The organism is Bacillus sp. FSL R9-9410, from assembly GCF_038050385.1.
Lineage (GTDB): Bacteria > Bacillota > Bacilli > Bacillales > Bacillaceae_G > Bacillus_A > Bacillus_A cereus_U.
On the sequence record NZ_JBBOTV010000001.1, the window covers coordinates 824,769 to 847,058 of the forward strand.

The following is a 22,290-nucleotide window of genomic DNA, read 5'->3' on the forward strand; positions in this document are numbered from 1 at the left end:
GAGCTTCTTTTTTACTTGAATAAAGATTTAACGAAATCAATGATACTAGAGAAGAAATCTTTTACTTTATCTAGGAAACTTTGTCCTTCTTCAGATCCTAAGAAGGCAGACACATGGTCTTTTGCTTTATCTAATTGACTACCAACTTGGTTCCAATCGATATTAAGATTTTTCATTTTATCAAATAACGATACTAAGTTATCCAATTGTTCATCTGTTAATGTAATGCCAAGTTGATCAGCAATTTTTTTAATTAATGAACGTAAATCTTCAGTTGTTTTTGGCTGTTCTTTTGCAATTTCTTCTTTAATTTTTGCAACAAGTTGAACTGCTTTGTCTTCACCGATTTTATCACCAAGTGTTGCTGTTTGTACCATTTCTTCATTGGCTACTTTTTTAACATCTTCTGGAATTTCTTTGTTCGATGTTGTTTCATAGGCCTTCATTAAACCTGTTAAAGCAGCAGTTCCGGAAACTTTAAATGGTGCAGTAATTTGAATCTCTGCATCTTTCACACCTGCTGTAATAAGTGCATTTGTGTACATTGCATCTGTTATCGAATTAATGTTTTTTGAGCGTACAATGAGACCTGACCCTGGTTTTGTGTATGTAATCATAGAAGAGGAAATTGCTCTTGTACCAATTTGTGCTTTTGGAACAATTCCTTCTAGAAATTTATGTTCTTCCGCATTAGACACAGTGATGATTGTAGCATCTTTTGGTGCTTTCATTTCTTTTAACAGCTCTTGTTTTTGTTGTTCAGATAAGTTTTCTCCTAGTGTAGCAATTGATTCTCCCTCAATGATGTCTGCAAATGAAGCTGTTGGCATAATAAATACGGCTACAGCTAATAGCAGAGCTAGTAATTTCGCTTTCACGAAAAATCGCTCCCTTTCTCTTTCTGAAATTTTCGGGCAACACAGTTATTATAGTATATTTTTAAAATTTGTCACCTAGCTTTTTCCACATTTCGAAAAAGAAGTATGCAGATTGTCGGATTCTTTTTGTTTCTCGTCATGAATATGGTAATATAGTGCTGAGATAGTTGAAAGGAGACATATACATATGAAAACTTTAGGATACATATTAATGGAAAATGGCGAAAAAATCGATTTAGAATTTTACCCAGAAGAGGCACCAAAAACAGTAGAAAACTTTAAGAAATTAGCAGAGCAAGGATTTTATGACGGTGTGACATTCCACCGCGTTATTCCTGGCTTCGTAAGCCAAGGTGGAGACCCAACAGGAACAGGTGCAGGTGGCCCAGGTTACTCTATTCCATGTGAGACTGATGGAAATCCTCGTAGACACCTTGTTGGATCACTTTCTATGGCACATGCTGGTCGTAATACAGGTGGTAGCCAATTTTTTGTTGTTCATGAGCCACAACCGCATTTAGATGGCGTACATACTGTATTCGGTAAAGCAACAAGCGGTATTGAAACGGTATTAAACATGCGTCAAGGCGATGTAATGAAAGAAGTTAAAGTTTGGGAAGAATAAGTTGTGAGAAAAAGAGAGCGATTTTGCTCTCTTTTTTTTTATTTCCTATAAACAGGAATTGGTATATATTTTAAAGTATATGACACAAATAGGACGGCTACTAACGTTAAATTATATTGTTCATGAGAACACACTTTTAACAAAATACATAGGATGGAGTACGAATTATATACTTCAATAAATGGATTTCTCTTAATATATTGCTTTTGGTAGAACTACTTTGTTCAAAAGTGGTTAATAAGTGAAATGTGATGAGAAAGGGATTCTCCTTTTATTTCCTATACAGTATTGTCTCTTTTTTGAGCGGTGTAATAGAAAGAAATAGCGTGGAAACATATATTTGACTTTCTTCTTAACGCTTTGTATGATTATCAAGTTGTTTCAGCCTCTTCTCACTCTGGTAAAAATATTGTAGAATGAATGTGATATGAAAAGAGTGATTGATGGGATAAATAGTTTGTAACTTTTGTAAGAAGGGATAAGGGTTATGTTAATTCGTTTTAAAAAAAGTTATGAAAAAATTGCAATGGGGCTTCTTTCATTTATGCCAACTGAAAAAGATGTGAAAAAATTACAATTGACAATGAAAGAGTATGAAGCGAAAGAGGATTGGCAATTGTATTTGTGGAAACAAAATGAAGATTTTGTTGGGATAATGGGGATTATAAAAAAAGAAGATCAGGTATTGGAAATTCAGCATTTGAGCGTGAATCCGTCTCACCGTCATATGGGAATTGGGACGAAGATGGTTCAAGAGCTTAAGAGTAAATTTCTTGAGTTTACAATTTGCGGAAATGAGCAAACAGCAAGTTTTTGCAAAAAGTGTAAAGAGCTTGAACAAAATATACATTCATGAAAGCAGGGATAAGTAGTTTATTATCTCTGCTTTCTTTTTTGTAGTTGCTCGTGTCGCTCAGAAATGACTTCTGTTCGATCACGCAATGTGTGCTTACTTATGATGTATTCACCAGGAATGACGTTCACATCTTTCCAAGAGAGGTTTTGTTTCTTACATAACTGTATGCATTGTTTTTCTAACGATACGTCTAATAAGGGTAAAAATAACGGCGCAAAAATTTCCTTTTTGTGGATAGAGTTTAATCTTTCATTTAATAAGAACATAAGTTGTTTATGATCTATTCCTAATTGATGTAAAGATGTACTGTTCTTTTCTAAAAGTGCTATTGCGCTTTTTATCATCTTCTCTGCACCATTCCAGTTGGATCGTCTGTGATGGTATAAGGAAACAGCAATTTGAATGAGACCGACTAAGTAATTGTCGCGTTCTCCTCTAGGTTTTAATTTCCAATACTCTTCTAATATTTCATGACATTCAAAATAATCATAGTCTCCGTGAAAATGAATTAAAAATTGTATGTACTCGGTAGGATACATTTTATTCACTCCTGTCTAACGGTTATATGTACAGTTTATCATAGAAATATTAACAATAAGCGACTAGGGAAATATCCCTAGTCGCTTTATTGCGTCCTATTAGCAGAAGCAAGCTGCTCCTACAATGATTAGTAAAATGAACAGTACAACAAGTAATGCGAACCCACCGCTAAAACCGCAATCAACGTGACCCATAGTTTTTTGACCTCCTACATTGTTCTTACTACATTGTTATCATATGAAGCGGTGGGCATTATGACATGGGCATAGGTCTATTTTTAATTAAATTTCTTAAAAAGGTTGGATAGAACATGAGTATGCTCTATACTTATGGTGTTATAGAAAAAATGTGGTGGGATGCTTTGTGCAGTATAATTTTAAAGTAGAGGCTTTTGAAGGGCCTTTAGATCTATTGTTACACTTAATAAATCGTTACGAAATTGATATATATAATATTCCTGTAGCGAAAATTACAGAGCAATATCTATCTTATGTCCATACGATGAAAGAATTACAACTAGATGTTGCCAGTGAGTATTTAGTAATGGCTGCAACGTTATTACAAATTAAAAGTAAAATGTTGTTACCGAAACAAGAAGAAGATGTACCTGATAACGGTGAAGACTTTATAGATGATCCTCGTCAAGAATTGATGGAGAGGTTAATTGAATATAAGAAATATAAGCAAGTTGCTACTGAGTTAAAAGAAAGAGAACAAGAAAGAGCACAGCTATATACACGTCCGCCAATTGATTTTACATCATTTCAACAAGAAGAGGAGACAAGCTTACCTCTTGATGTTACGTTATATGATATGTTAGCGGCATTTCAAAAGCTAATGCGTCGTAAAAAAGCAAAAACCCCCGTAACAACGCGAATTACTCGCCAAGAAATACCAATTGCACAGCGAATGACTGATATTCTACAACAGTTAGAAGTAAGAGGCGGTCGTCAAAGCTTTTATGATTTGTTTGCTGATGAAGAACGTGAAATAATGGTTGTAACATTTTTAGCGGTTCTTGAGCTAATGAAAAATCAACAAATCATAATTGAGCAAGAACATAATTTTGATGAAATTTTCGTATCAAGCTCTAATAAATCCGTATAGAGTTGGTATGTGAAGATGGGATAGAAATATTTTATCTCATGTTAGGTTTTAATGTATCGTTTGGAACGAGAGAAGAAATATTGAACCGAACGCATTTACTGTGATTCGGTTTTTTTATGTGTATTTTTTATGGGAAATAGGAGGAAGGAGTTCGTAAAATGGATAGAAAAGAACAAAAAGCGATTATTGAAGGGCTTTTATTTGTTGCAGGTGACGAAGGGATTTATCCGGAACAGATAGCTAAAGTTCTGGAAGTTGAAGTGGAAGAAGTAATAAACAGTATAGAGGAAATGCAAAAAGAATGTGAAGGGTCGAATCGCGGTCTGCAAATTGTGCAATATGCAAAAATGTATCGTTTTGCAACAAAGAAAGAACATGCTGCATACTATCAAAAATTAATAGATACCCCAACAACGGCGTCACTGTCTCAAGCAGCTCTTGAAACGTTGGCAATCGTTGCGTACCGTCAACCGATTACAAGGACAGAAATGGAAGAGATTCGAGGAGTGAAAACAGACAAGGCATTACAAACGTTAGTTTCACACTTACTTATAAAAGAAACGGGAAGAGCGGAAGGACCGGGGCGCCCTATTTTATACGGAACGACGAAAGAGTTTTTAGATACGTTTGGATTGAAAACATTAGATGATTTACCACCTCTTTCGGAAGAAAATGAACAAATGAATGAAGCAGATTTATTCTTTGGTTCTTTACAGGAATTATCAAAATAAAAGCTTAGCATTTTGCTAAGCTTTTTTTGTATATCAATTACAGAGCGTGCCATACTAAATGAAAAAAGGAGACGAGTTATGAAAGGTGTACGGAGTATTCTATTGTTGGTTTCTGTTTTATTATGTTTTTCGTTAAACAGCGCATCGGCTAAAAGATATATGATGTCTATTCATACTGCGTCTTCTATACATATGCATCGGCAACACTTTGGTAAAATGAAAGTGAGTTTTTTAAAAGTTGGACAAGGTGATGCGACACTTATTACATTGCCAAATGGTCAAACGATGTTAATAGATGGGGGCCCTTATGAAGCGGGAGAGGTTATTATTCAAAAACTAATTGAAAAAGGAATTAATCATTTAGATGTGATTGTAAGTACCCATCCTGATATGGATCATATAGGGGGGCTTATTCCAATTATAGAACAAATGCCGGTTTCACTCGTATTAGATAGTGGAAAAACATATAGTTCATTTACTTATCATACGTATCGGAATAATATTAAAAAAAGGGGCATACCTTTCATTTCAGTGAAGGAAGGACAATATATACCGTTAGATCCACATGTTTCTATACAAGTATTGAACAATGGTAAATCGAAAGACGAGAATAACGAGTCCTCAATTGTGTTAAAGATTCGATATGGTAAAGCGGACTTTTTATTAATGGGTGATGCTGATATACGGACGGAAAATGAAATATTAAAGCAATTTGATGTACATGCAGATGTATTAAAAGTTGGGCATCATGGCTCGTATACTTCAACGAGTGAAACATTCTTAAAAAAAGTAGATCCACAATTCGCTATTCTTTCGTACGGGAGTAGAAATCCGTATGGGCATCCTCATCAAAGTGTAGTAAGACGATTAAAACAGCGGGGTATAATGATATACGGAACAAACAAGCGAACTGTGGAAATAGAAACAGATGGTGAACATATTACTATGGGGGCAAGCGGCCTTATGCCATTACTTAAGTAACTAATTATATAAGAGGTTATTATCCATTTTGGAAAAAATGGATAATATATATTATAATGAAAAAGAAATCAATTTCCTTTTTTCGCTGAACGAAGAGGAAATTTCATTAGAATGTATAGACAACTACTTGTGTGTATATTAAGATGGAATTAGGCGAATAAGATAATAATAATAAGTAGGTATTTCATGGGAAAGGATCGATGAAAATGAAAACGCAAGTTGTCATCAATGCCAAAATTTATACAGGTAAAGAAGTAGTGGGAAACGGATTTATTCGTTACACAGAAACAGTTAAAGAAATTGGTTTGATGGCTCAATATGTATCACAAGAAAATGAAACTGTGTTAGATGTGGCAGGAAAGATTGTGATTCCAGGTATGATTGATGTTCATATTCATGGTGGATACGATATTGATGCGATGGATGCAAATAGCGATGGATTAGTAACTCTTGGTAAAGAAATGTTAAAAGAAGGAGTTACAACTTACTTCCCAACAACAATGACACAAGCTCCAGAAGCGATTGAAGCGGCGCTACTTGCTGCGAAGGAAGCGAAAGATAAAGGAGCACATTTCGAATATATTCACTTAGAAGGACCATATGTTTCAAAAAAACGTGCGGGTGCACAACCACTTGAACATATTGTTCCTGCGAGTATCGAGCAATTTAAACAATGGCAGGAAGCAAGCGGTAATCTAATTAAATTAGTAACATATGCACCGGAAGAAGAAGGTGCGTTAGAGTTTGAACAGTATCTTGCTGAAACAGGTGTTGTTGGCACAATGGGGCATACAGATGCGATTGATGCACAACTGAAAAATAGAAAAATTACACATGCAACACATTTATATAACCAAATGCGTGGATTACATCATCGTGAACCAGGAGTTGTTGGTCATGTGTTATTAAATCCAGATGTAATGGTTGAAGTAATTACAGATGGTATTCACATTCACCCTGATATGGTGAAATTAGCGTATAAATTAAAAGGGCCGAAAAAAGTAAGTGTCATTACAGATGCAATGCGTGCAAAAGGTCTTGAAGAAGGATTATATGAACTTGGCGGACAGCCAGTACATGTAAAAGATGGCAGTGCCCGATTAGAAGATGGAACGTTAGCTGGTAGTATTTTGAAAATGGATCAAGCTTTCCGAAATGTAATTGAATTTACAGGATGTTCAATCGAGGATGCTGTGTTGATGACATCAGTTAATCAAGCAGAAGAGTTTGGATTAAATAATAAAGGCGCGTTAGCGGCAGGTAAAGATGCAGACTTTGTTGTTATGACTGAAGAATTACATGTATATGATACGGTTCGTTTAGGAATTCATATGAAGGAAGGGAAGTAATAAGATGAATATTCTTGTTGTAAAAACTCCAGAAGAATTAGCAGAATCAGGTTATAAGTTAATTAAAGAGGTTGTAAAATCAAAAGAAAATCCAACTTTAGGAATGGCTACAGGAAGCTCTCCATTAGGTATTTATGCAGAAATGCGAAAAAATAAACTTGATACAAGTCATACAACCACTGTAAACTTAGATGAGTACGTAAATTTACCACACGAAGATAAAAACAGCTATCACTATTTCATGCAAGAACAGTTGTTTGATCATCTTCCATTTAAACAAACTTATGTACCGAATGGGATGGCAAGTGATTTAGAGGAAGAGTGCAAGCGTTATGAAGGCATTCTAGTAGCTAACCCAGTTGACTTACAGATTCTTGGAATCGGTGAAAACGGTCACATCGGATTTAATGAGCCAGGAACACCATTTAATTCTCCAACTAACATTGTAGAATTAACAGAATCTACGCGCCAAGCAAACCTTCGCTTCTTTGAAAATGAAGAAGATGTGCCGACTCATGCGATTACAATGGGAATTGGAAGTATTATGAAAGCAAAACAAATTCTACTTGTTGCTATGGGATCTAAAAAGGCAGAAGCTATTAAAGAGTTATTGCAAGGTGAATATAGTGAGGCGTGTCCTGCTACAGTTTTACAACGTCATCCGAATGTAACCGTAATCGCAGATCCAGAAGCTCTATCTTTATGCAGTGAGGCGATTGCTGATGAACATCGACAAGTATTCACCATTTCCGATTTATTATCAGATTCAAGAGTGGGTGAAACAGCTAATTGAGGAAGGCGAATGGAAGCCGGGAGATAAAATTCCATCTGAGAATGAACTTTGTGATAAGTTCGAAGTGAGTCGTATGACAATCAGACAGGCGATTAATAACTTAGTGGAACAAGGTTATTTATACCGGAAACGTGGGATTGGAACATTCGTCCAACTTCCGAAAGTGGAGCAAAAGTTGCAAGGAATGACGGGATTCACAGAAGATATGATTTCTCGTGGTATGAAACCGAGCAGCCAGTTATTAAGTTTCCGCCTAGTTCCAGCTACTGCTAAAATAGCAGACCGGCTGAGAATACAAGAGGGAGAATCGGTTTATGAAGTGAGGCGTACGCGTTTAGCTGATGACGAACCGATTGCATTTGAGACGACATATTTGTCGCCAACTCTTGTGAAAGATATTAACGAAGAAATATTGCAACAATCTTTATATGAACATTTAGAGAAAAAACTGGGCTTTAAGCTTGTTCGCGCTACTCAATCAATTGAAGCTTCAATTGCAACGGATAATGAAGCTGAACATCTGCATATTCCTAAAAAGGCGCCTGTACTTGTAATGCGTCAATGGTCATATTCAGAAGGTGAGTTACCATTAGAGTATGTGAAATGTATTTATCGTGGGGATCGTTACAAGTTTATTACGAACATCGCACGTAACAAGTAATATATTTCAGTTTGTGAAGTACAGTGAACTTTGATGTTTTCAACATGTAAAGAAATAAAAACACGACTCATCCTTATAAGGATCGAGTCGTATTTTTATTTGCTTCTTCATTATAAACAAGTACTTGGTTAACGGCATCTTTGACAGCATCTACTACATAGTGAGCGTGCTCTTTTACCGCGTCATCAGCTTGAGACATAGCAAAACTATGAGGAGTTAAAGAAAACATTGGAATATCATTGTAAGAATCCCCTATGCACGCAACCTCCTCTGGTTGTATTTGAAACTCTTGTAATAAAACAGAAATAGCAGAACCTTTACTAATATTTGGTGGCATTACATCTAAACATTGTTCAGCTGAAATGAAAGTACTAACTTTTCCATGGAATTTTTCATCGATCTTTTTTTGAAGGAGTTGTAAGTTTTCTTTTGTTCCACCGATAGAAATTTTATTTGGAAAAATTGTATCATCGATTTTCTGTAATAAATTTGGTTCTTCAACAGAAGTCATTGCTACTTGTTTTTCGAGTTCATGAATAAAAGGTGTCTTTTCTTCAATATAGTAATTATGCTCATCACTTACATAACGGAAATAAGGGTCTTGATTTGTCATAGCTAGTAAATCAGGAAGAATGCTGGAATCAAAATTTGCGGATAATAGTTGCTTATTTTCATTAGTGTATACAAACACACCATTCACACTAATGCGATGGAAATTTGTATTTACAGCCTTCATTAAGTCTGCGATTTCATTATCAAGTCGCCCGGAAGCGAAACAAAGAATAACATTTTGCTCAGCAAGACTGCGAAGTGCCGCAACATCCTGTTCATCAATCAGACCTCCATGCTGCATCATTGTACCGTCAATATCACTTACAAACATTTTAATCATGTTGCTATCTCCTTTCTATGTACAGTTGCTCTTACATTATACGCATCATATACAAACATGTCTAAAAAATGAATTTTTATCAAATGGTAGATGTTTTACATTGACGACAAAGAAGAATGTTCTGTAACATAAAAGTAGGCTATTTAAGTACGAGGGTGGTGTTATATGAGTAATTATCTAGAAATTAAAAAAGTTTTAAATAATAATGTCATCATTGCTAGCCATCCTGAACACGAGGAAGTAGTAGTGATCGGTAAAGGAATTGGATTTGGAAAAAAGGCTGAAGATGTGTTGGAGCAAGAACAAATTGAGAAAATGTTTGTTTTAAAAAATGAACGTGATCGAGAACAATACAAACTTTTAGTGCCGCATGTGAGTGAAAAGCTAATTGAATTGATGAATGATATTATGTTATACATTCAAGAAAAAGCGGAGTCTCCATTAAATGAACATATTCATATCGCTTTAACAGATCATATTTCTTTTGCAATTAAAAGGCTGAAACAAGGACTTACAATAGATAATCCTTTTTTAGTTGAAACGAAAATGCTATATCCAGAGGAATATGAAATTGCTGAAGGAGTTGTGAAACTTTTAAATTCTCGTTTGCAAATTACATTGCCAGAAGGAGAAGTTGGCTTTATCGCACTCCATATTTATAGCTCGCTTACAAACTCTGATTTATCTTCTGTTAATCAAAATTCTCGTCTTATTGCACAACTTGTGTCTTTAATTGAGACAAGCCTACAAATTACTTTAGACCAAGAAAGCATTCATTATTTACGCCTTATTCGCCATTTACAATATGCTATTGAACGGGTGAAAAAAGGAGAAAAAGTAGAAGAAGCACAAAGTTTTGCTGATTTATTAAAATTAGAATATCCAGTTTGTTACAATTTGGCGTGGAAGCTAGTCAAAGTAATGCAGAACGAATTACAACTTCCTGTTTATGAAGCGGAGAGTATTTATTTAACGATGCATTTACAACGATTAGTGAAAGCAGAACATGTGTAAAAAGACATATATTTTTGTCTAAAATGAAAACGTTAAAAAAAATGATTGAATCGCTTACAATAGTTATGTATAATAACTATTGCAAAGTTATACAAAATTCGACAAACACATTAAGGTAAATAACGAAAACGTTTGCTTTAATTATAGTGAACTTATACGTAATCCTATTTTTGACACGTGTTACTGATTCGATCAGGCATGAGTGGAGAAAAGTTGGGAATGTAAGCTAAAGAAAGGGACATACTACCCTTTGTATAGCTATCGTTCTATCTTTTTTTTCCTCATGCCTTTTTGGCGTTTGTCGAAAAGTATCAATATAGATAAGAGAGGAAGGGTTTCCATGTTTAAGAAGATCTTTGGTGTTCTTCAAAAAGTCGGAAAAGCGCTTATGCTTCCAGTAGCGATTTTACCGGCAGCAGGTATTTTACTTGGATTTGGTAATGCATTTCAAAATCCACAACTAACAAATGTTATCCCTGCTTTAAAAGCAGATTGGTTCGTAATGGTTGCAAAAATTATGGAACAATCTGGCGATATTATTTTCGCTAACCTTGCGCTATTATTCGCAGTTGGGGTAGCGATCGGTTTAGCTGGTGGAGACGGAGTAGCTGGTTTAGCAGCGTTCGTCGGATACTTAATTATGAACAAAACGATGAGTGTGTTCTTAGAAGTAGATAAACTAGTGAAAGTAACAAGCACTGGAACAGATCCAGTAAAAATTGGATTTTCAGATCCAGCATATGCAAACGTATTAGGAATTCCAACGCTGCAAACAGGAGTGTTTGGTGGTATTATCGTCGGGATAGTAGCGGCATATTGTTATAATAAATACTTCAACATTGAATTACCATCATACTTAGGTTTCTTTGCAGGTAAGCGTTTCGTACCAATCGCAACTGCAACATTCTCTTTAGTGGTAGGTATTATCATGTGCTTCATTTGGCCATACATTCAGGGTGGCTTAAATACGTTCTCACATCAAATGATTGATGCAAATAGAACGATAGCAGCATTTATATTCGGTTTAATCGAACGTTCATTAATTCCATTTGGATTACATCATATTTTCTATTCACCGTTCTGGTTCGAATTCGGTCAGTATACAAATGCAGCTGGCGAATTAATCCGTGGTGACCAAAAAATCTTTATGGCACAGTTAAAAGACGGCGTAGAATTAACAGCTGGTACATTTACAACTGGTAAGTATCCGTTCATGATGTTCGGTCTTCCAGCAGCAGCTTTAGCAATGTACCATGAAGCACGTCCAGAAAATAAAAAATTAGCAGCTGGTATTTTAGGATCTGCTGCATTAACATCTTTCTTAACAGGTATTACAGAACCGCTTGAATTTTCATTCTTATTCGTAGCACCAGTATTATTTGGAATCCATGCAGTATTCGCTGGTCTATCATTTATGACAATGCAAATTTTAGGTGTTAAAATTGGTATGACATTCTCTGGTGGTTTAATTGACTTCATATTATTCGGTGTACTACCAGGTCGTACGGCATGGTGGTGGGTAATTATTGTTGGTCTTGTACTAGCAGTTATTTACTACTTCGGATTCCGTTTTGCAATCCGTAAATGGAACTTAAAAACACCTGGTCGTGAAGAGGCAACTGCTAATGACGGCGCGGGAAAAACAGAAGCAGGCGAGCTTCCACGTGAAGTATTAGTAGCACTTGGTGGTAAAGAAAACATTGCTTCGTTAGATGCTTGTATTACACGTTTACGTGTTCAAGTTAATGAGCAAAAAAATGTAAACAAAGATCGTTTGAAAGAACTTGGGGCAGCCGGAGTACTTGAAGTTGGAAATAACATTCAAGCTATTTTCGGACCGAAATCTGACACATTAAAATCACAAATTCATGATATTATGTCAGGTCGTACACCTCATGTTGAAAAAGAAGAGCCTGTAAAAGCGGAAGAAGCTCCTCAACAGGTTGATGGAAATGAAACAATCGTTTCACCAATTGAAGGGAAAATCTTACCGATTACAGAAGTACCTGACCAAGTATTCTCAGGGAAAATGATGGGAGATGGATTTGCGATTGAGCCAACAGAAGGAACAGTAGTTTCTCCGGTTAATGGTGAGATTGTAAATGTATTCCCTACAAAACATGCGATTGGTATTCAGTCTGAAGGCGGAAAAGAAATTTTAATCCACTTCGGTATTGATACTGTAAAATTAAATGGTGAAGGCTTTGAAGCGCTTGTAGCACAAGGTGATAAAGTGAAGCAAGGACAACCATTATTAAAAGTAGATCTTGCATTTGTAAAAGAAAATGCACCATCTATTATTACACCAATCGTCTTTACGAATTTACAACAAGGGCAACAAGTCGAATTGAAAAAAGATGGAAATGTTAAGAAGGGCGAAAACGCTATTATTGACATTCAGTAGGAATTTGACGCAAAATGTTTATAATTATAATAGGCGATGTGGTTGACCGAACATCGCCTATTATATACAATAGATGATGTAGTACTCACGTCTATACAACTAAAAAAATACTGTATTTGAAGGAGATAAATTATCATGGAAAAAATCTTTAAAGTAACTAGCGACTCAGGAATTCATGCTCGTCCAGCAACTCTACTTGTAAACACTGCAAGCAAATTTGGTTCTGACATTAACTTAGAGTATAACGGAAAAAACGTTAACTTAAAATCAATCATGGGTGTTATGTCTTTAGGAATTCAACAAGGCGCGGAAATTAAGGTCACTGCAAATGGTGATGATGCAGCTCAAGCACTAGCAGCTATCGAAGAAACTATGAAAAACGAAGGATTAGGAGAATAATGACTCTTAACATTCAAGGGATCGCTGCATCAAGTGGGATTGCTATTGCAAAGGCTTTCAGACTTGAGAATCCTGAATTTAACATTGAAAAGAAATCAATTACAGACGAAGCTGCTGAAATTGCACGCTTAGACGCTGCGCTTGAGAAAGCAAAATCTGAACTAGAAGCTATTAAGGACCATGCTTTTGCTGAGCTAGGTGCTGATAAAGCTGCTATCTTTGAAGCACATTTATTAGTATTAAATGATCCAGAATTAGTAAATCCAGTAAAAGATAAAGTAAATGGCGAAAAAGTAAATGCTGAATTTGCAATGGATGAAGTTGCATCAATGTTTATTTCTATGTTTGAAAACATGGATAACGAATACATGAAAGAACGTGCTGCGGATATTCGCGACGTAACAAAACGTGTTCTTGCACATTTACTAGGAATTAATTTCTCAAATCCTGGTACAATTTCTGAAGAAGTAATCATCATTGCTGAAGATTTAACACCATCTGATACAGCTCAGCTAAACCGTGAATATGCAAAAGGTTTCACAACTGATATCGGTGGACGTACATCTCACTCTGCAATTATGGCTCGTTCTATGGAAATTCCAGCTGTTGTTGGTACGAAGGTTGTTATGGAGAAAATCCAAAACGGCGATATCGTAATCATTGACGGTTTAGATGGAGAAGTAATTGTAAACCCATCTGAAGAAACTCTTCGTTCTTTTGAAGAAAAGAAAGCGAAATTTGAAGAGCAAAAAGTTGTATGGGCAAAATTAAAAGACCAAGCAACTGTAACAAGTGATGGACATCACGTTGAGCTTGTTGCTAATATCGGAACACCAAATGATGTACAAGGTATTATCGATAATGGCGGAGAAGGCGTTGGTTTATACCGTACAGAATTCTTATACATGGGCCGTGACAATCTTCCAACAGAAGAAGAGCAGTTCGAAGCGTATAAAGCAGTTCTTGAAGGTGTAAAAGAAGATCAACCAGTCGTTGTTCGTACACTTGACATCGGTGGAGATAAAGAGCTTCCATACTTACATTTACCAAAAGAAATGAACCCATTCTTAGGATACCGTGCAATTCGCTTATGTCTTGATGAGCAAGATGTGTTCCGTACACAACTTCGTGCATTACTTCGTGCTAGCGTATACGGTAACTTAAAAATTATGTTCCCAATGATTGCAACTCTTGATGAGTTCCGTCAAGCGAAAGCAATCTTATTAGAAGAGAAAGAAAGACTTGTTCAAGCGGGTACAACGATTTCTGATTCTATTGAAGTTGGTATGATGGTTGAAATTCCAGCTTCAGCAGTATTAGCAGATCAGTTCGCAAAAGAAGTTGATTTCTTCTCTATCGGAACAAATGACTTAATCCAATACACAATGGCTGCAGACCGTATGAACGAGCGTGTAGCTTACTTATACCAACCATATAACCCATCTATTTTACGTCTTGTAAAAATGGTTATCGATGCTGCTCATAAAGAAGGAAAATGGGCTGGTATGTGTGGTGAGATGGCGGGAGATTCACTTGCTATCCCATTATTATTAGGCTTAGGTTTAGATGAGTTCAGTATGAGTGCAACATCTATTCTTCCTGCAAGAACACAACTAAGCAAGTTGTCAAAAGCAGAAATGGAAACATTAGCAGAAAAAGCATTAACAATGTCAACTGCTGAAGAAGTTGTTGAGTTAGTTAAAAGCATATAATAGTAAAAAAACCTGAGTCGATTCGAAATCGATCTCAGGTTTTTTTGCTACATATACCTTAGGTGATTTTATTGTTTAAACTTATCTTAAAGAGCAATTGCGATAACATCTTCTGGGCAAACACGTAAAATCCCTTCAAATCTATCGTCATTACGATTGTTTCCATTCTTATCATCTTTGTTGTTGTTGTCTTTGTCGTCATCTCTTCTTAATGCAGAGAATAGAGCAATACCGTTACAGAACCCCTCAAAAACTAAATTGCGGAATGTTCCATTTCCTTTTAGTTTAAGAAGCGAAATCTCAGTGCCTATAGAAAGATGTGCAAGCACGTTACATACAGCATGTCGTTGTGGTCTAATTTCTTCTTTCTCTTTCTCACGATGGTTGTGGTTGCGCTCTCTTTCATGATGATGACAGTCTCTAAAGTTATCACAGCATCCAAATGATCCAAACATAATCCTCATCACCCCCTTCACACTTATAATCTATGTAAGTTCGTTACTTAGTGACTGGACAGATAATGGAAATTTTTCTAGGGGATTTTCTCATTTTAAATGACTAGATGGGTAATTAGTATGGAATGATGTTTAAAATAGGGGAAATGTCACAAAAAAATGTAAAGACCACCGAAATGAATGAAATAGGTAGCCTTTACACTTTTTTGCTTTTATATAAAACGATGATATATACAGGAAGAGCTAAGAGTAGTGGTGCAATGGATCGTGCAGTATGTTTTTCTGCTTCTAATTGTAACGCTTCTTCTTTTGGGAATTGTAACACTGATATGTTTGCAGCATCGCCAATAAAATATAGCAGTAGTACAGTTACTATGTAACTTAAAAGTGCGATAAAGCTTCCGTATGAACTCAATGAAAATCCCTCTCTTGTTATCTATTTGTTATCATTGTATCACAATTGTAACAAAAACACACGGTTATATTTCAACGATTTAACAAATTTCGACATAAAACGTCATATTTGTTTATGGGGATAGCATAAAAATTACGATTTCTCTATGTATAGATGTCGAATAATACATTGTAATATTACGGATGTGTGACAGAATATAAAAAAAACGAAGGTAATGAATAAAATGTACCCTATAGAATAGACACTTTAAAAAAGTCTATTCTATAGGGTATTTCTTGTATAATGGGAGAAAAATGAGAATCGGAGAAATTTCAAAATGACGAAAAAACTGTTTACAGAAAAAGAAATTCAAACACTATCAAAAAATCCATACGTAAAATCGGTCAGCCAGAAAGGGATTACCTATACCGATGAATTCAAGCGTGTTTTTATTGAAGAAAATGAAAAAGGGAAATACCCTCGAGATATTTTTGAAGAATGTGGTTTTGACATAGATGTGATTGGCATACAACGTGTGGTGTCATCAGGAAATAGATGGCGTACTGCTTATAAAGAAAATGGTGTGTTTGGTTTACGTGATACACGTAAAGAACACTCTGGAAGGGCCCTAGAGAGGCAGCTTACGTTAGAAGAAAAATATGCACGTTTAGAAGCGGAGCGAAACCTACTAAAAGCTGAAAACGAGTTATTAAAAAAGATCAAACTTATGGAAGGGCGGATGGGAAAAAAATAAAACTGCCATCTAGTCAAAAGTATATATTGATTCGTTCTGTTATCACAAAATATAACGTGAAAAATATGGTCAGTTATTTGTGTGAAGTCTCTGGTGTATCACGTTCTGGATACTACAATTATTTTTCTGTACGCTCTCAAAAACAGCGGAAACGAAAGAATGACCAAGATGAAATAGCGAAAAAAATCATATTAAAGGCGTTTCGATTTAAAAATCGAAAGAAAGGGGCTCGTCAAATTAAAATGACATTAGCGGGTCGTTTTCAGGTTGTCTACAATTTGAAGCGTATACGTAGAATCATGAAAAAATATGGGATTATCTGTCCGATTCGTACAGTGAATCCCTATAAAAAAATGATGAAAGCCACGAAGGAACACCGTGTGTTATCCAATCAATTGAAGCGAGAATTCAGGCAAGATTCGCCCGGGAAGGTACTCCTTACAGATATCACATATTTATTTTATGGTAGGAATCAAAAAGCCTATTTGTCTACCATTTTGGATGGGGCCACGAATGAAATCCTGGCTTACCATGTTTCAGAAAACTTAACATTAGATATCGTGACGACGCCCCTTTATAAACTAAAGAAGAATACGAGAATTCGGTTGACTGAAGATGCCTATATTCATTCCAATCAAGGAGCTCATTACACAAGTCCAACCTATCAAAAATTAGTTAAAAAATTAAAACTGGGGCAGTCCATGTCAAGACGAGGAAACTGTTGGGACAATGCCCCTCAAGAATCTTTTTTCGGGCATTTTAAAGATGAGGCACATATAAAAACTTGCACATCTTTTGCCCAGCTACAACAAGAAATTAAAGACTATATGAAATACTATAACCAGCATAGATATCAGTGGAATTTAAAGAAGATGACTCCTGTTGAATACAGAAATCATCTTCTTACTGCCGCCTAACTTTTTTTAAAATGTCCTTTACAAAGGGTACAGATTAGAAATTACCTTCGTTTTTTTTATTATTTCGCCCATTCACTCACTTGTTCTACGCTCATGCGCGGTGCAGGGTGACCTTTTAAAGTTGATTCGCCAATTGTAATAAGCATAATTGGTACGTAACGAGATGCAACATTAAATTCTTCCATTAGTGCTTGTGGGTTGAAACCACCAATTGCGCAAGTATCCCAGCCAGTTGCTTTAGCAGCAAGCATAAGTTGCATTGCTGCTAAAGCAGCATTTGAAAAGGCAGCATCTCGTGGGTATTGCTCACGAGTATATGCAGATTCAATGTTTTTAGCTAAGCGCTCTTTAGCATCTTCTTTCATAAATCCTTGTTCTACAATTGGACCGTAAACAGGTTCAACATTTTTATATGCTTCTAAATCACCTAAAATAGCGACTACGGCAGAAGCATCAAGAATTTGTTGTTGGTTATAAGCAATTGGGTGTAATCGTTTTTGTACGTCTTCGCCTTGGAAAACAAGGAATTTCCAGTGTTGCAAGTTCCAAGCAGAGGGTGCTTGAGCAGCTGCTTTTAAAATCTCGTGTAATTCTGTAGATGAAATTTCTTTTTCAGGGTTGAATGCACGTGTAGATGTGCGTTCATATAAAACGTTAAAAAAGTCACTGTTTGTCATTATATATCCTCCAAATTACATATCAGCTTAATTTAAAATACATGTAATATATTCTACTTACATTTTGTAAGTTATTGAATTTAAGAATATAATAACTTTATTTTAATTGTCAAGTTTTAAGTAATAAGGAGGGCATTCATACAAACGATACAATTCATATAATCATAAACTAAAAAAGGAATTTCTAGAGTAGATAAGCGAAGATAACATTCTCAATTAGCTTGTTAATATGTATCCCTCACTAATCGGATTTTTTTGAGAACAATCTTTTATAAAATGATTATGAGGAATTCAGTAAAACAAGATATATGAAGTGAGTGAAGACTAGTGATGAACATACTACATTTTTTATTAGAGAATACTGTTTTCCAAAATGTATTACAAGATCTTCAGTTGAATGTCCTTTATATAGAAGATGGATGTACACATCAACAAACGATAGAAAATGTCCATCCAAAATGTATGTTTATAGCAAATAGTTTTGAAGAAGGAGAAATATTGTTTCATAGAACTAAACCGCATATTGTAATTATGTATGTAACAGATGTTGATCAAATAAAATATATAAAGAATATATATGATTCACGGAGTACATTCATTATCATTTGGGATCAACAGATAAACAATGAGTTTGCAGATTTACTAATGTTAGGAATACGTAATATTGTTATAGCACCAGTAACCCCACAAGTGGTACTAGAGGAAGTGAATAAGAGTTTATATCAACTTTCTTTAGTGCGGCAAGTAGGTTTACAACAAGAATTGCTTCAAACGATGTTTGATTTTCAAAATGATTTATTATTTATAGTAGAAGATGATGAGATTGTTGATTGCAATACGAATTTTTTACAATTCTTCGGATATGATAATTTATTTACGTATCGCGAACAACATTTAGTGTTTGCAGAACATCTTATTAGAGAGAACGGATATTATTCGACGACTCACGATATAACATGGTTGGATGATACTTTATCAAATGGAAGAAGAATTAAAATGTACAATCATGAAGGAGAAGCATTGACTTTTCTATTACGTGCGATACCATTACCAGAAGACTTATCGCGATTTATAGTAAAATGCACAGAGATTACAGAATTAGATGAAATCTATCAAGAGCAAGAAAGACTTGCAATGATAGATTCATTGACAGAAATATATAATCGTTTGAAATTCCAACAAATATTGGAGAAAGAGTGGGAGAATGTAATACGTAACGATGAAAAAATAGCACTTATTTTGTTTGATATAGATAATTTTAAATCAGTAAATGACACATATGGTCATGATTTTGGCGATTTAGCATTAGTACAACTAGCAGATCTTATGAAATCTAAAGTTGAAAATCAACATATATTTGCAAGGTGGGGAGGAGAGGAATTTATAATATTAGTGACAAATACGGTAGAAAAAGAAGCGTTTCAAGTTGCGGAGTCATTACGATTTTTTATTGAAACAAAGCAATTCTCTGGAATTTCAAAGTTAACAGCGAGTTTTGGAGTTGCGTTACATGAGAATGGGATTACTAAAGAAGAATTAATGCAAAGAGCGGATATTGCATTATATGAAGCAAAAAAAAATGGGAAAAATCAAGTATGTATATATAGGAAAGAAAAAATGTGATTTTTCGCAACAAATTGTTGCGATTTTTTTTTATTGCCTGATAATAGAATGTGGGGGAGCATTTTAACCGAGAAGCTCCCACTTCAAGTAAGCTCGCAAGAGATACTAAGTGGTGGGTAGTTCACATGAAGTAATTACGGAGGAACAATATGATAAAAAAAATAATGGTTATGGCTTCACTGTCTGCTGTAGTTTGCGGCGGGGTATACTATTTTTTCTATAGTCCCGATCCAAAGGAACAAGCAGTATTAACAACAAAGATAACTCCTGCTATTGAGTCAGAGGTACAAGATAATATAGAAGAAGTACAAAAAATTGACTATGCTAGTATATCTCAAAAGTTAGATCAGTATTTAGTAGGAAAGCAATTTAATGGGACAGTTTTGGTGACAGATAAAGAGCATGTTATATTGAATAAAGGATATGGATATGCTGATGTTCAAAATAAAATAGAAAATACGCCTCAAACAAAATATCGTATCGGTTCTATTACGAAAACAGTTGTTGCTACATCCATTCTACAGTTACAAGAACAAGGGAAGTTAAATATCCAAGATAATGTAAATAAATACATTCCTTCATTTCCAGCAGATAAAAACATCACGTTATATCACTTATTAACGCATACATCTGGTTTACCGGAAAGTGGGAAAGGAAAGGTTAATGTAGCTTCACGTATAAATTTAATAAATTGGATTGGAAGTCAAAAGTTAGATTTTCCACCAGGAACAGGTTGGAAGTATACGGATTATAATTATATGGTGCTCGCTTATATTATAGAAAATATAACGAAAAAGCCTTTAGGAGATTATATAAAAGAAAATATATTTACAAAGGCAGAGATGCATGAATCAGGTATGGGAAATATGGTGCCTGGAGATAAAAACTTCACGAAGGGTTATGTGAAGAAAGATCAAGAACTTGTACCAGCGCAAAAATTAGGGATGGACTGGTTATATGGTTCTGGTGAGATGTATACGACAGTAGGAGATATGAAGAAATTAGATGAAGCGATTATAAATGGAAAGCTTCTTTCAGAACAAAGTATACAAGCGATGTTTACACCTTCACAAGAAAGAAAATATGCATTTAGCTTTTACATATATCCTGATTTTTTCCATAACCATGGTGTACTATCTGGTTGGAATACGTTTAATAATTTCAATAAAGAAAAAGGAACGTTTGTTATTTTATTCTCAAATGTGAAGAATAGTTTGGATGATGATTTTAATAAGGAATTTCGGAAGATGGTAAATGATTTATTAGAACAAAGGGGATGAGAAGATGGAGAATAAAAATTTATCAATAGGTTTCATTGGTATTGGCGTGATGGGAAAAAGTATGGTTAACCATTTAATGCAAAGTGGTTATAAAGTATATGTATATAATAGAACGAAGGAAAAAGCGGATTCTTTAGTGCAAGAGGGTGCGACTTGGTGTGATACACCGAAAGCGTTAGTAAAGCAAATTGATGTTGTTATGACGATGGTTGGTTATCCTCATGATGTAGAAGAAGTGTACTTTGGGATAGATGGAATTTTAGAACATGCAAATGAAGGTACGATAGCAATTGACTTTACAACATCGACACCAACATTGGCAAAACGTATTAATGAAGTTGCGAAAAGCAAGAATATATATACATTAGATGCACCAGTATCTGGAGGGGATGTTGGAGCTAAAGAAGCTAGACTAGCAATTATGGTCGGTGGAGAGAACAGAATATATGATATTTGCTTACCTCTATTTGAAAAACTAGGAACAAATATTCAGTTGCAAGGCCCTGCTGGGAGTGGACAACATACAAAAATGTGCAATCAAATTGCAATTGCTTCTAACATGATAGGAGTATGTGAAGCGGTAGCGTATGCGAAAAAGGCTGGACTTAATGCAGATAAAGTATTAGAGAGTATTTCGACAGGAGCAGCAGGTAGCTGGTCATTAAGTAATTTAGCTCCTCGAATGTTAAAAGGAGATTTTGAACCTGGTTTTTATGTAAAGCATTTTATGAAAGATATGAAGATTGCTTTAGATGAAGCTAAAAAATTACAATTACCAGTACCGGGTCTAACCCTAGCGAAGGAATTGTATGAAGAGCTAATCGCAGATGGAAAAGAGAATAGTGGAACACAAGTATTATACAAAAAGTATATAAGGGGGTAAATGAAATGGATCTCCAAAAGTTTGACGAAATGATTGATGCTGTGCAGCGAGCAACTTGTGTACAGATTAATGATAAGCAAAAAGAAGCTTTTAAACAAAAATACGATTTTGGACCAGATTTTGAATATGGAAGAGATGAGAAAGGGCATTATGTTATCCGAACCTCGAAAAAGATGTTAGAGGAAATGGAGTTTTATTTGGCATTGAAATATGATCGGGATGGAATTGCCCTTTATATGCATGCTGAGATTGAAGGGACATGTCATGTATCCGTTAGCTATAGCGAAGATGCACTTCATTTGCAAGAATTGTTTCAATTTCTAGAAGAAAATAAATAAAAAGTCCTCATTTGAGGACTTTTTATT

24 protein-coding genes are annotated in these 22,290 nt (G+C 35.2%); 17 read left to right on the plus strand and 7 right to left on the minus strand.

What is annotated here, in order from left to right:
* Positions 1 to 11: 11 nt before the first annotated feature.
* Positions 12 to 878: a DUF1002 domain-containing protein gene (locus MKX77_RS04595; RefSeq protein WP_341305937.1), complete on the minus strand. Its 867-nt coding sequence runs from the start codon at positions 876 to 878 to the stop codon at positions 12 to 14.
* Between the two features lie 187 nt (positions 879 to 1,065).
* Between MKX77_RS04595 and MKX77_RS04600 the strand changes: the two genes are divergently transcribed.
* Together MKX77_RS04600 and ribT are read left to right on the plus strand one after the other, a co-directional pair.
* On the plus strand, positions 1,066 to 1,503 hold the full coding sequence (locus MKX77_RS04600) for a peptidylprolyl isomerase (protein WP_002160618.1): 438 nt from the start codon (positions 1,066 to 1,068) through the stop codon (positions 1,501 to 1,503).
* 487 nt (positions 1,504 to 1,990) lie between these two features.
* On the plus strand, positions 1,991 to 2,359 hold the full coding sequence (ribT, locus tag MKX77_RS04605) for a GNAT family N-acetyltransferase RibT (protein ID WP_215554070.1): 369 nt from the start codon (positions 1,991 to 1,993) through the stop codon (positions 2,357 to 2,359).
* A gap of 20 nt (positions 2,360 to 2,379) precedes the next feature.
* On the opposite strand, the gene MKX77_RS04610 is transcribed toward ribT, so the two are convergent.
* Entirely contained in the window at positions 2,380 to 2,898 is a 519-nt protein-coding gene (locus MKX77_RS04610; RefSeq protein WP_002033909.1) for a DUF309 domain-containing protein, read from the minus strand.
* A gap of 99 nt (positions 2,899 to 2,997) precedes the next feature.
* On the minus strand, positions 2,998 to 3,093 hold the full coding sequence (locus MKX77_RS04615) for a YjcZ family sporulation protein (protein WP_000510194.1): 96 nt from the start codon (positions 3,091 to 3,093) through the stop codon (positions 2,998 to 3,000).
* 169 nt (positions 3,094 to 3,262) lie between these two features.
* Here MKX77_RS04615 and MKX77_RS04620 point away from each other — a divergent pair, with 169 nt between their 5' ends.
* The 6 genes from MKX77_RS04620 (at position 3,263) to phnF (ending at position 8,521) form a co-directional block, all read left to right on the plus strand.
* Complete coding sequence (locus tag MKX77_RS04620) at positions 3,263 to 4,006, plus strand: segregation/condensation protein A (protein WP_002143025.1); 744 nt, start codon at positions 3,263 to 3,265, stop codon at positions 4,004 to 4,006.
* A 158-nt stretch (positions 4,007 to 4,164) separates the two neighbouring features.
* The gene (scpB, locus tag MKX77_RS04625) at positions 4,165 to 4,737 is read left to right on the plus strand and encodes an SMC-Scp complex subunit ScpB (RefSeq protein ID WP_341305938.1); all 573 of its coding nucleotides are present in this window, start codon (positions 4,165 to 4,167) and stop codon (positions 4,735 to 4,737) included.
* A gap of 78 nt (positions 4,738 to 4,815) precedes the next feature.
* Positions 4,816 to 5,718 (plus strand): ComEC/Rec2 family competence protein, encoded by a 903-nt coding sequence (locus MKX77_RS04630; RefSeq protein WP_341305939.1) that lies wholly within the window; start codon positions 4,816 to 4,818, stop codon positions 5,716 to 5,718.
* Between the two features lie 206 nt (positions 5,719 to 5,924).
* On the plus strand, positions 5,925 to 7,067 hold the full coding sequence (nagA, locus tag MKX77_RS04635; RefSeq protein WP_215556630.1) for an N-acetylglucosamine-6-phosphate deacetylase: 1,143 nt from the start codon (positions 5,925 to 5,927) through the stop codon (positions 7,065 to 7,067).
* Positions 7,068 to 7,071: 4 nt separating this feature from the next.
* Entirely contained in the window at positions 7,072 to 7,860 is a 789-nt protein-coding gene (nagB, locus tag MKX77_RS04640; RefSeq protein WP_215554067.1) for a glucosamine-6-phosphate deaminase, read from the plus strand.
* Entirely contained in the window at positions 7,790 to 8,521 is a 732-nt protein-coding gene (phnF, locus tag MKX77_RS04645; RefSeq protein WP_078172874.1) for a phosphonate metabolism transcriptional regulator PhnF, read from the plus strand. Before nagB ends, phnF begins: the two co-directional genes overlap by 71 nt.
* A 73-nt stretch (positions 8,522 to 8,594) precedes the next feature.
* On the opposite strand, the gene MKX77_RS04650 is transcribed toward phnF, so the two are convergent.
* The gene (locus MKX77_RS04650; protein WP_002014903.1) at positions 8,595 to 9,413 is read right to left on the minus strand and encodes a Cof-type HAD-IIB family hydrolase; all 819 of its coding nucleotides are present in this window, start codon (positions 9,411 to 9,413) and stop codon (positions 8,595 to 8,597) included.
* A 165-nt stretch (positions 9,414 to 9,578) separates the two neighbouring features.
* Between MKX77_RS04650 and glcT the strand changes: the two genes are divergently transcribed.
* The 4 genes from glcT (at position 9,579) to ptsP (ending at position 14,942) form a co-directional block, all read left to right on the plus strand.
* Complete coding sequence (gene glcT, locus MKX77_RS04655; protein ID WP_341305940.1) at positions 9,579 to 10,427, plus strand: glucose PTS transporter transcription antiterminator GlcT; 849 nt, start codon at positions 9,579 to 9,581, stop codon at positions 10,425 to 10,427.
* A gap of 340 nt (positions 10,428 to 10,767) precedes the next feature.
* Complete coding sequence (ptsG, locus tag MKX77_RS04660) at positions 10,768 to 12,831, plus strand: PTS glucose transporter subunit IIABC (protein ID WP_341305941.1); 2,064 nt, start codon at positions 10,768 to 10,770, stop codon at positions 12,829 to 12,831.
* A 135-nt stretch (positions 12,832 to 12,966) separates the two neighbouring features.
* Entirely contained in the window at positions 12,967 to 13,230 is a 264-nt protein-coding gene (gene ptsH / locus MKX77_RS04665; RefSeq protein WP_002033915.1) for a phosphocarrier protein HPr, read from the plus strand.
* A complete protein-coding gene (gene ptsP, locus MKX77_RS04670; protein ID WP_341305942.1) occupies positions 13,230 to 14,942 on the plus strand; it encodes a phosphoenolpyruvate--protein phosphotransferase in 1,713 nt (570 codons plus the stop codon). The genes ptsH and ptsP overlap by 1 nt, the downstream gene beginning before the upstream one ends.
* Before the next feature lie 86 nt (positions 14,943 to 15,028).
* Here ptsP and MKX77_RS04675 read toward each other — a convergent pair whose 3' ends face one another.
* Positions 15,029 to 15,397: a DUF3915 family protein gene (locus MKX77_RS04675; protein ID WP_341305943.1), complete on the minus strand. Its 369-nt coding sequence runs from the start codon at positions 15,395 to 15,397 to the stop codon at positions 15,029 to 15,031.
* Positions 15,398 to 15,593: 196 nt separating this feature from the next.
* Complete coding sequence (locus tag MKX77_RS04680) at positions 15,594 to 15,812, minus strand: hypothetical protein (RefSeq protein ID WP_002088422.1); 219 nt, start codon at positions 15,810 to 15,812, stop codon at positions 15,594 to 15,596.
* 316 nt (positions 15,813 to 16,128) lie between these two features.
* Between MKX77_RS04680 and MKX77_RS04685 the strand changes: the two genes are divergently transcribed.
* Positions 16,129 to 17,462 (plus strand): IS3 family transposase gene (locus MKX77_RS04685; protein WP_445819100.1). Its coding sequence is split into 2 segments (ribosomal slippage): positions 16,129 to 16,513 and positions 16,513 to 17,462, totalling 1,335 coding nucleotides; the frame shifts between segments, so codons are not numbered across the junction.
* A gap of 59 nt (positions 17,463 to 17,521) precedes the next feature.
* Here the strand turns inward: MKX77_RS04685 and MKX77_RS04690 are convergent.
* The gene (locus MKX77_RS04690; protein ID WP_341305945.1) at positions 17,522 to 18,139 is read right to left on the minus strand and encodes a nitroreductase family protein; all 618 of its coding nucleotides are present in this window, start codon (positions 18,137 to 18,139) and stop codon (positions 17,522 to 17,524) included.
* Positions 18,140 to 18,469: 330 nt separating this feature from the next.
* Here MKX77_RS04690 and MKX77_RS04695 point away from each other — a divergent pair, with 330 nt between their 5' ends.
* The 4 genes from MKX77_RS04695 to MKX77_RS04710 all read left to right on the plus strand — a co-directional run bounded on the left by MKX77_RS04695 (position 18,470) and on the right by MKX77_RS04710 (position 22,263).
* Positions 18,470 to 19,762, plus strand: a complete 1,293-nt coding sequence (locus tag MKX77_RS04695; RefSeq protein WP_341305946.1) for a GGDEF domain-containing protein — start codon at positions 18,470 to 18,472, stop codon at positions 19,760 to 19,762.
* Between the two features lie 149 nt (positions 19,763 to 19,911).
* Positions 19,912 to 21,042 carry a serine hydrolase domain-containing protein gene (locus MKX77_RS04700; RefSeq protein ID WP_341305947.1) on the plus strand — a complete coding sequence of 377 codons (1,131 nt, stop codon included), beginning with the start codon at positions 19,912 to 19,914 and terminating at the stop codon, positions 21,040 to 21,042.
* A gap of 4 nt (positions 21,043 to 21,046) precedes the next feature.
* Positions 21,047 to 21,925: an NAD(P)-dependent oxidoreductase gene (locus tag MKX77_RS04705; protein ID WP_341305948.1), complete on the plus strand. Its 879-nt coding sequence runs from the start codon at positions 21,047 to 21,049 to the stop codon at positions 21,923 to 21,925.
* Between the two features lie 5 nt (positions 21,926 to 21,930).
* Entirely contained in the window at positions 21,931 to 22,263 is a 333-nt protein-coding gene (locus MKX77_RS04710; protein WP_002122159.1) for a DUF3909 family protein, read from the plus strand.
* The last annotated feature ends 27 nt before the right edge of the window (positions 22,264 to 22,290 follow it).

Coding starts and splice junctions, on each gene's coding strand:
- MKX77_RS04600 (WP_002160618.1), top strand. CDS start 1,066: ATGAAAACTTTAGGATACATATTAATGGAAAATGGCGAAAAAATCGAT.
- ribT (WP_215554070.1), top strand. CDS start 1,991: ATGTTAATTCGTTTTAAAAAAAGTTATGAAAAAATTGCAATGGGGCTT.
- MKX77_RS04610 (WP_002033909.1), bottom strand. CDS start 2,898: ATGTATCCTACCGAGTACATACAATTTTTAATTCATTTTCACGGAGAC.
- MKX77_RS04615 (WP_000510194.1), bottom strand. CDS start 3,093: ATGGGTCACGTTGATTGCGGTTTTAGCGGTGGGTTCGCATTACTTGTT.
- scpB (WP_341305938.1), top strand. CDS start 4,165: ATGGATAGAAAAGAACAAAAAGCGATTATTGAAGGGCTTTTATTTGTT.
- MKX77_RS04630 (WP_341305939.1), top strand. CDS start 4,816: ATGAAAGGTGTACGGAGTATTCTATTGTTGGTTTCTGTTTTATTATGT.
- nagA (WP_215556630.1), top strand. CDS start 5,925: ATGAAAACGCAAGTTGTCATCAATGCCAAAATTTATACAGGTAAAGAA.
- nagB (WP_215554067.1), top strand. CDS start 7,072: ATGAATATTCTTGTTGTAAAAACTCCAGAAGAATTAGCAGAATCAGGT.
- phnF (WP_078172874.1), top strand. CDS start 7,790: ATGAACATCGACAAGTATTCACCATTTCCGATTTATTATCAGATTCAA.
- MKX77_RS04650 (WP_002014903.1), bottom strand. CDS start 9,413: ATGATTAAAATGTTTGTAAGTGATATTGACGGTACAATGATGCAGCAT.
- glcT (WP_341305940.1), top strand. CDS start 9,579: ATGAGTAATTATCTAGAAATTAAAAAAGTTTTAAATAATAATGTCATC.
- ptsG (WP_341305941.1), top strand. CDS start 10,768: ATGTTTAAGAAGATCTTTGGTGTTCTTCAAAAAGTCGGAAAAGCGCTT.
- ptsH (WP_002033915.1), top strand. CDS start 12,967: ATGGAAAAAATCTTTAAAGTAACTAGCGACTCAGGAATTCATGCTCGT.
- ptsP (WP_341305942.1), top strand. CDS start 13,230: ATGACTCTTAACATTCAAGGGATCGCTGCATCAAGTGGGATTGCTATT.
- MKX77_RS04675 (WP_341305943.1), bottom strand. CDS start 15,397: ATGTTTGGATCATTTGGATGCTGTGATAACTTTAGAGACTGTCATCAT.
- MKX77_RS04690 (WP_341305945.1), bottom strand. CDS start 18,139: ATGACAAACAGTGACTTTTTTAACGTTTTATATGAACGCACATCTACA.
- MKX77_RS04695 (WP_341305946.1), top strand. CDS start 18,470: ATGAACATACTACATTTTTTATTAGAGAATACTGTTTTCCAAAATGTA.
- MKX77_RS04700 (WP_341305947.1), top strand. CDS start 19,912: ATGATAAAAAAAATAATGGTTATGGCTTCACTGTCTGCTGTAGTTTGC.
- MKX77_RS04705 (WP_341305948.1), top strand. CDS start 21,047: ATGGAGAATAAAAATTTATCAATAGGTTTCATTGGTATTGGCGTGATG.
- MKX77_RS04710 (WP_002122159.1), top strand. CDS start 21,931: ATGGATCTCCAAAAGTTTGACGAAATGATTGATGCTGTGCAGCGAGCA.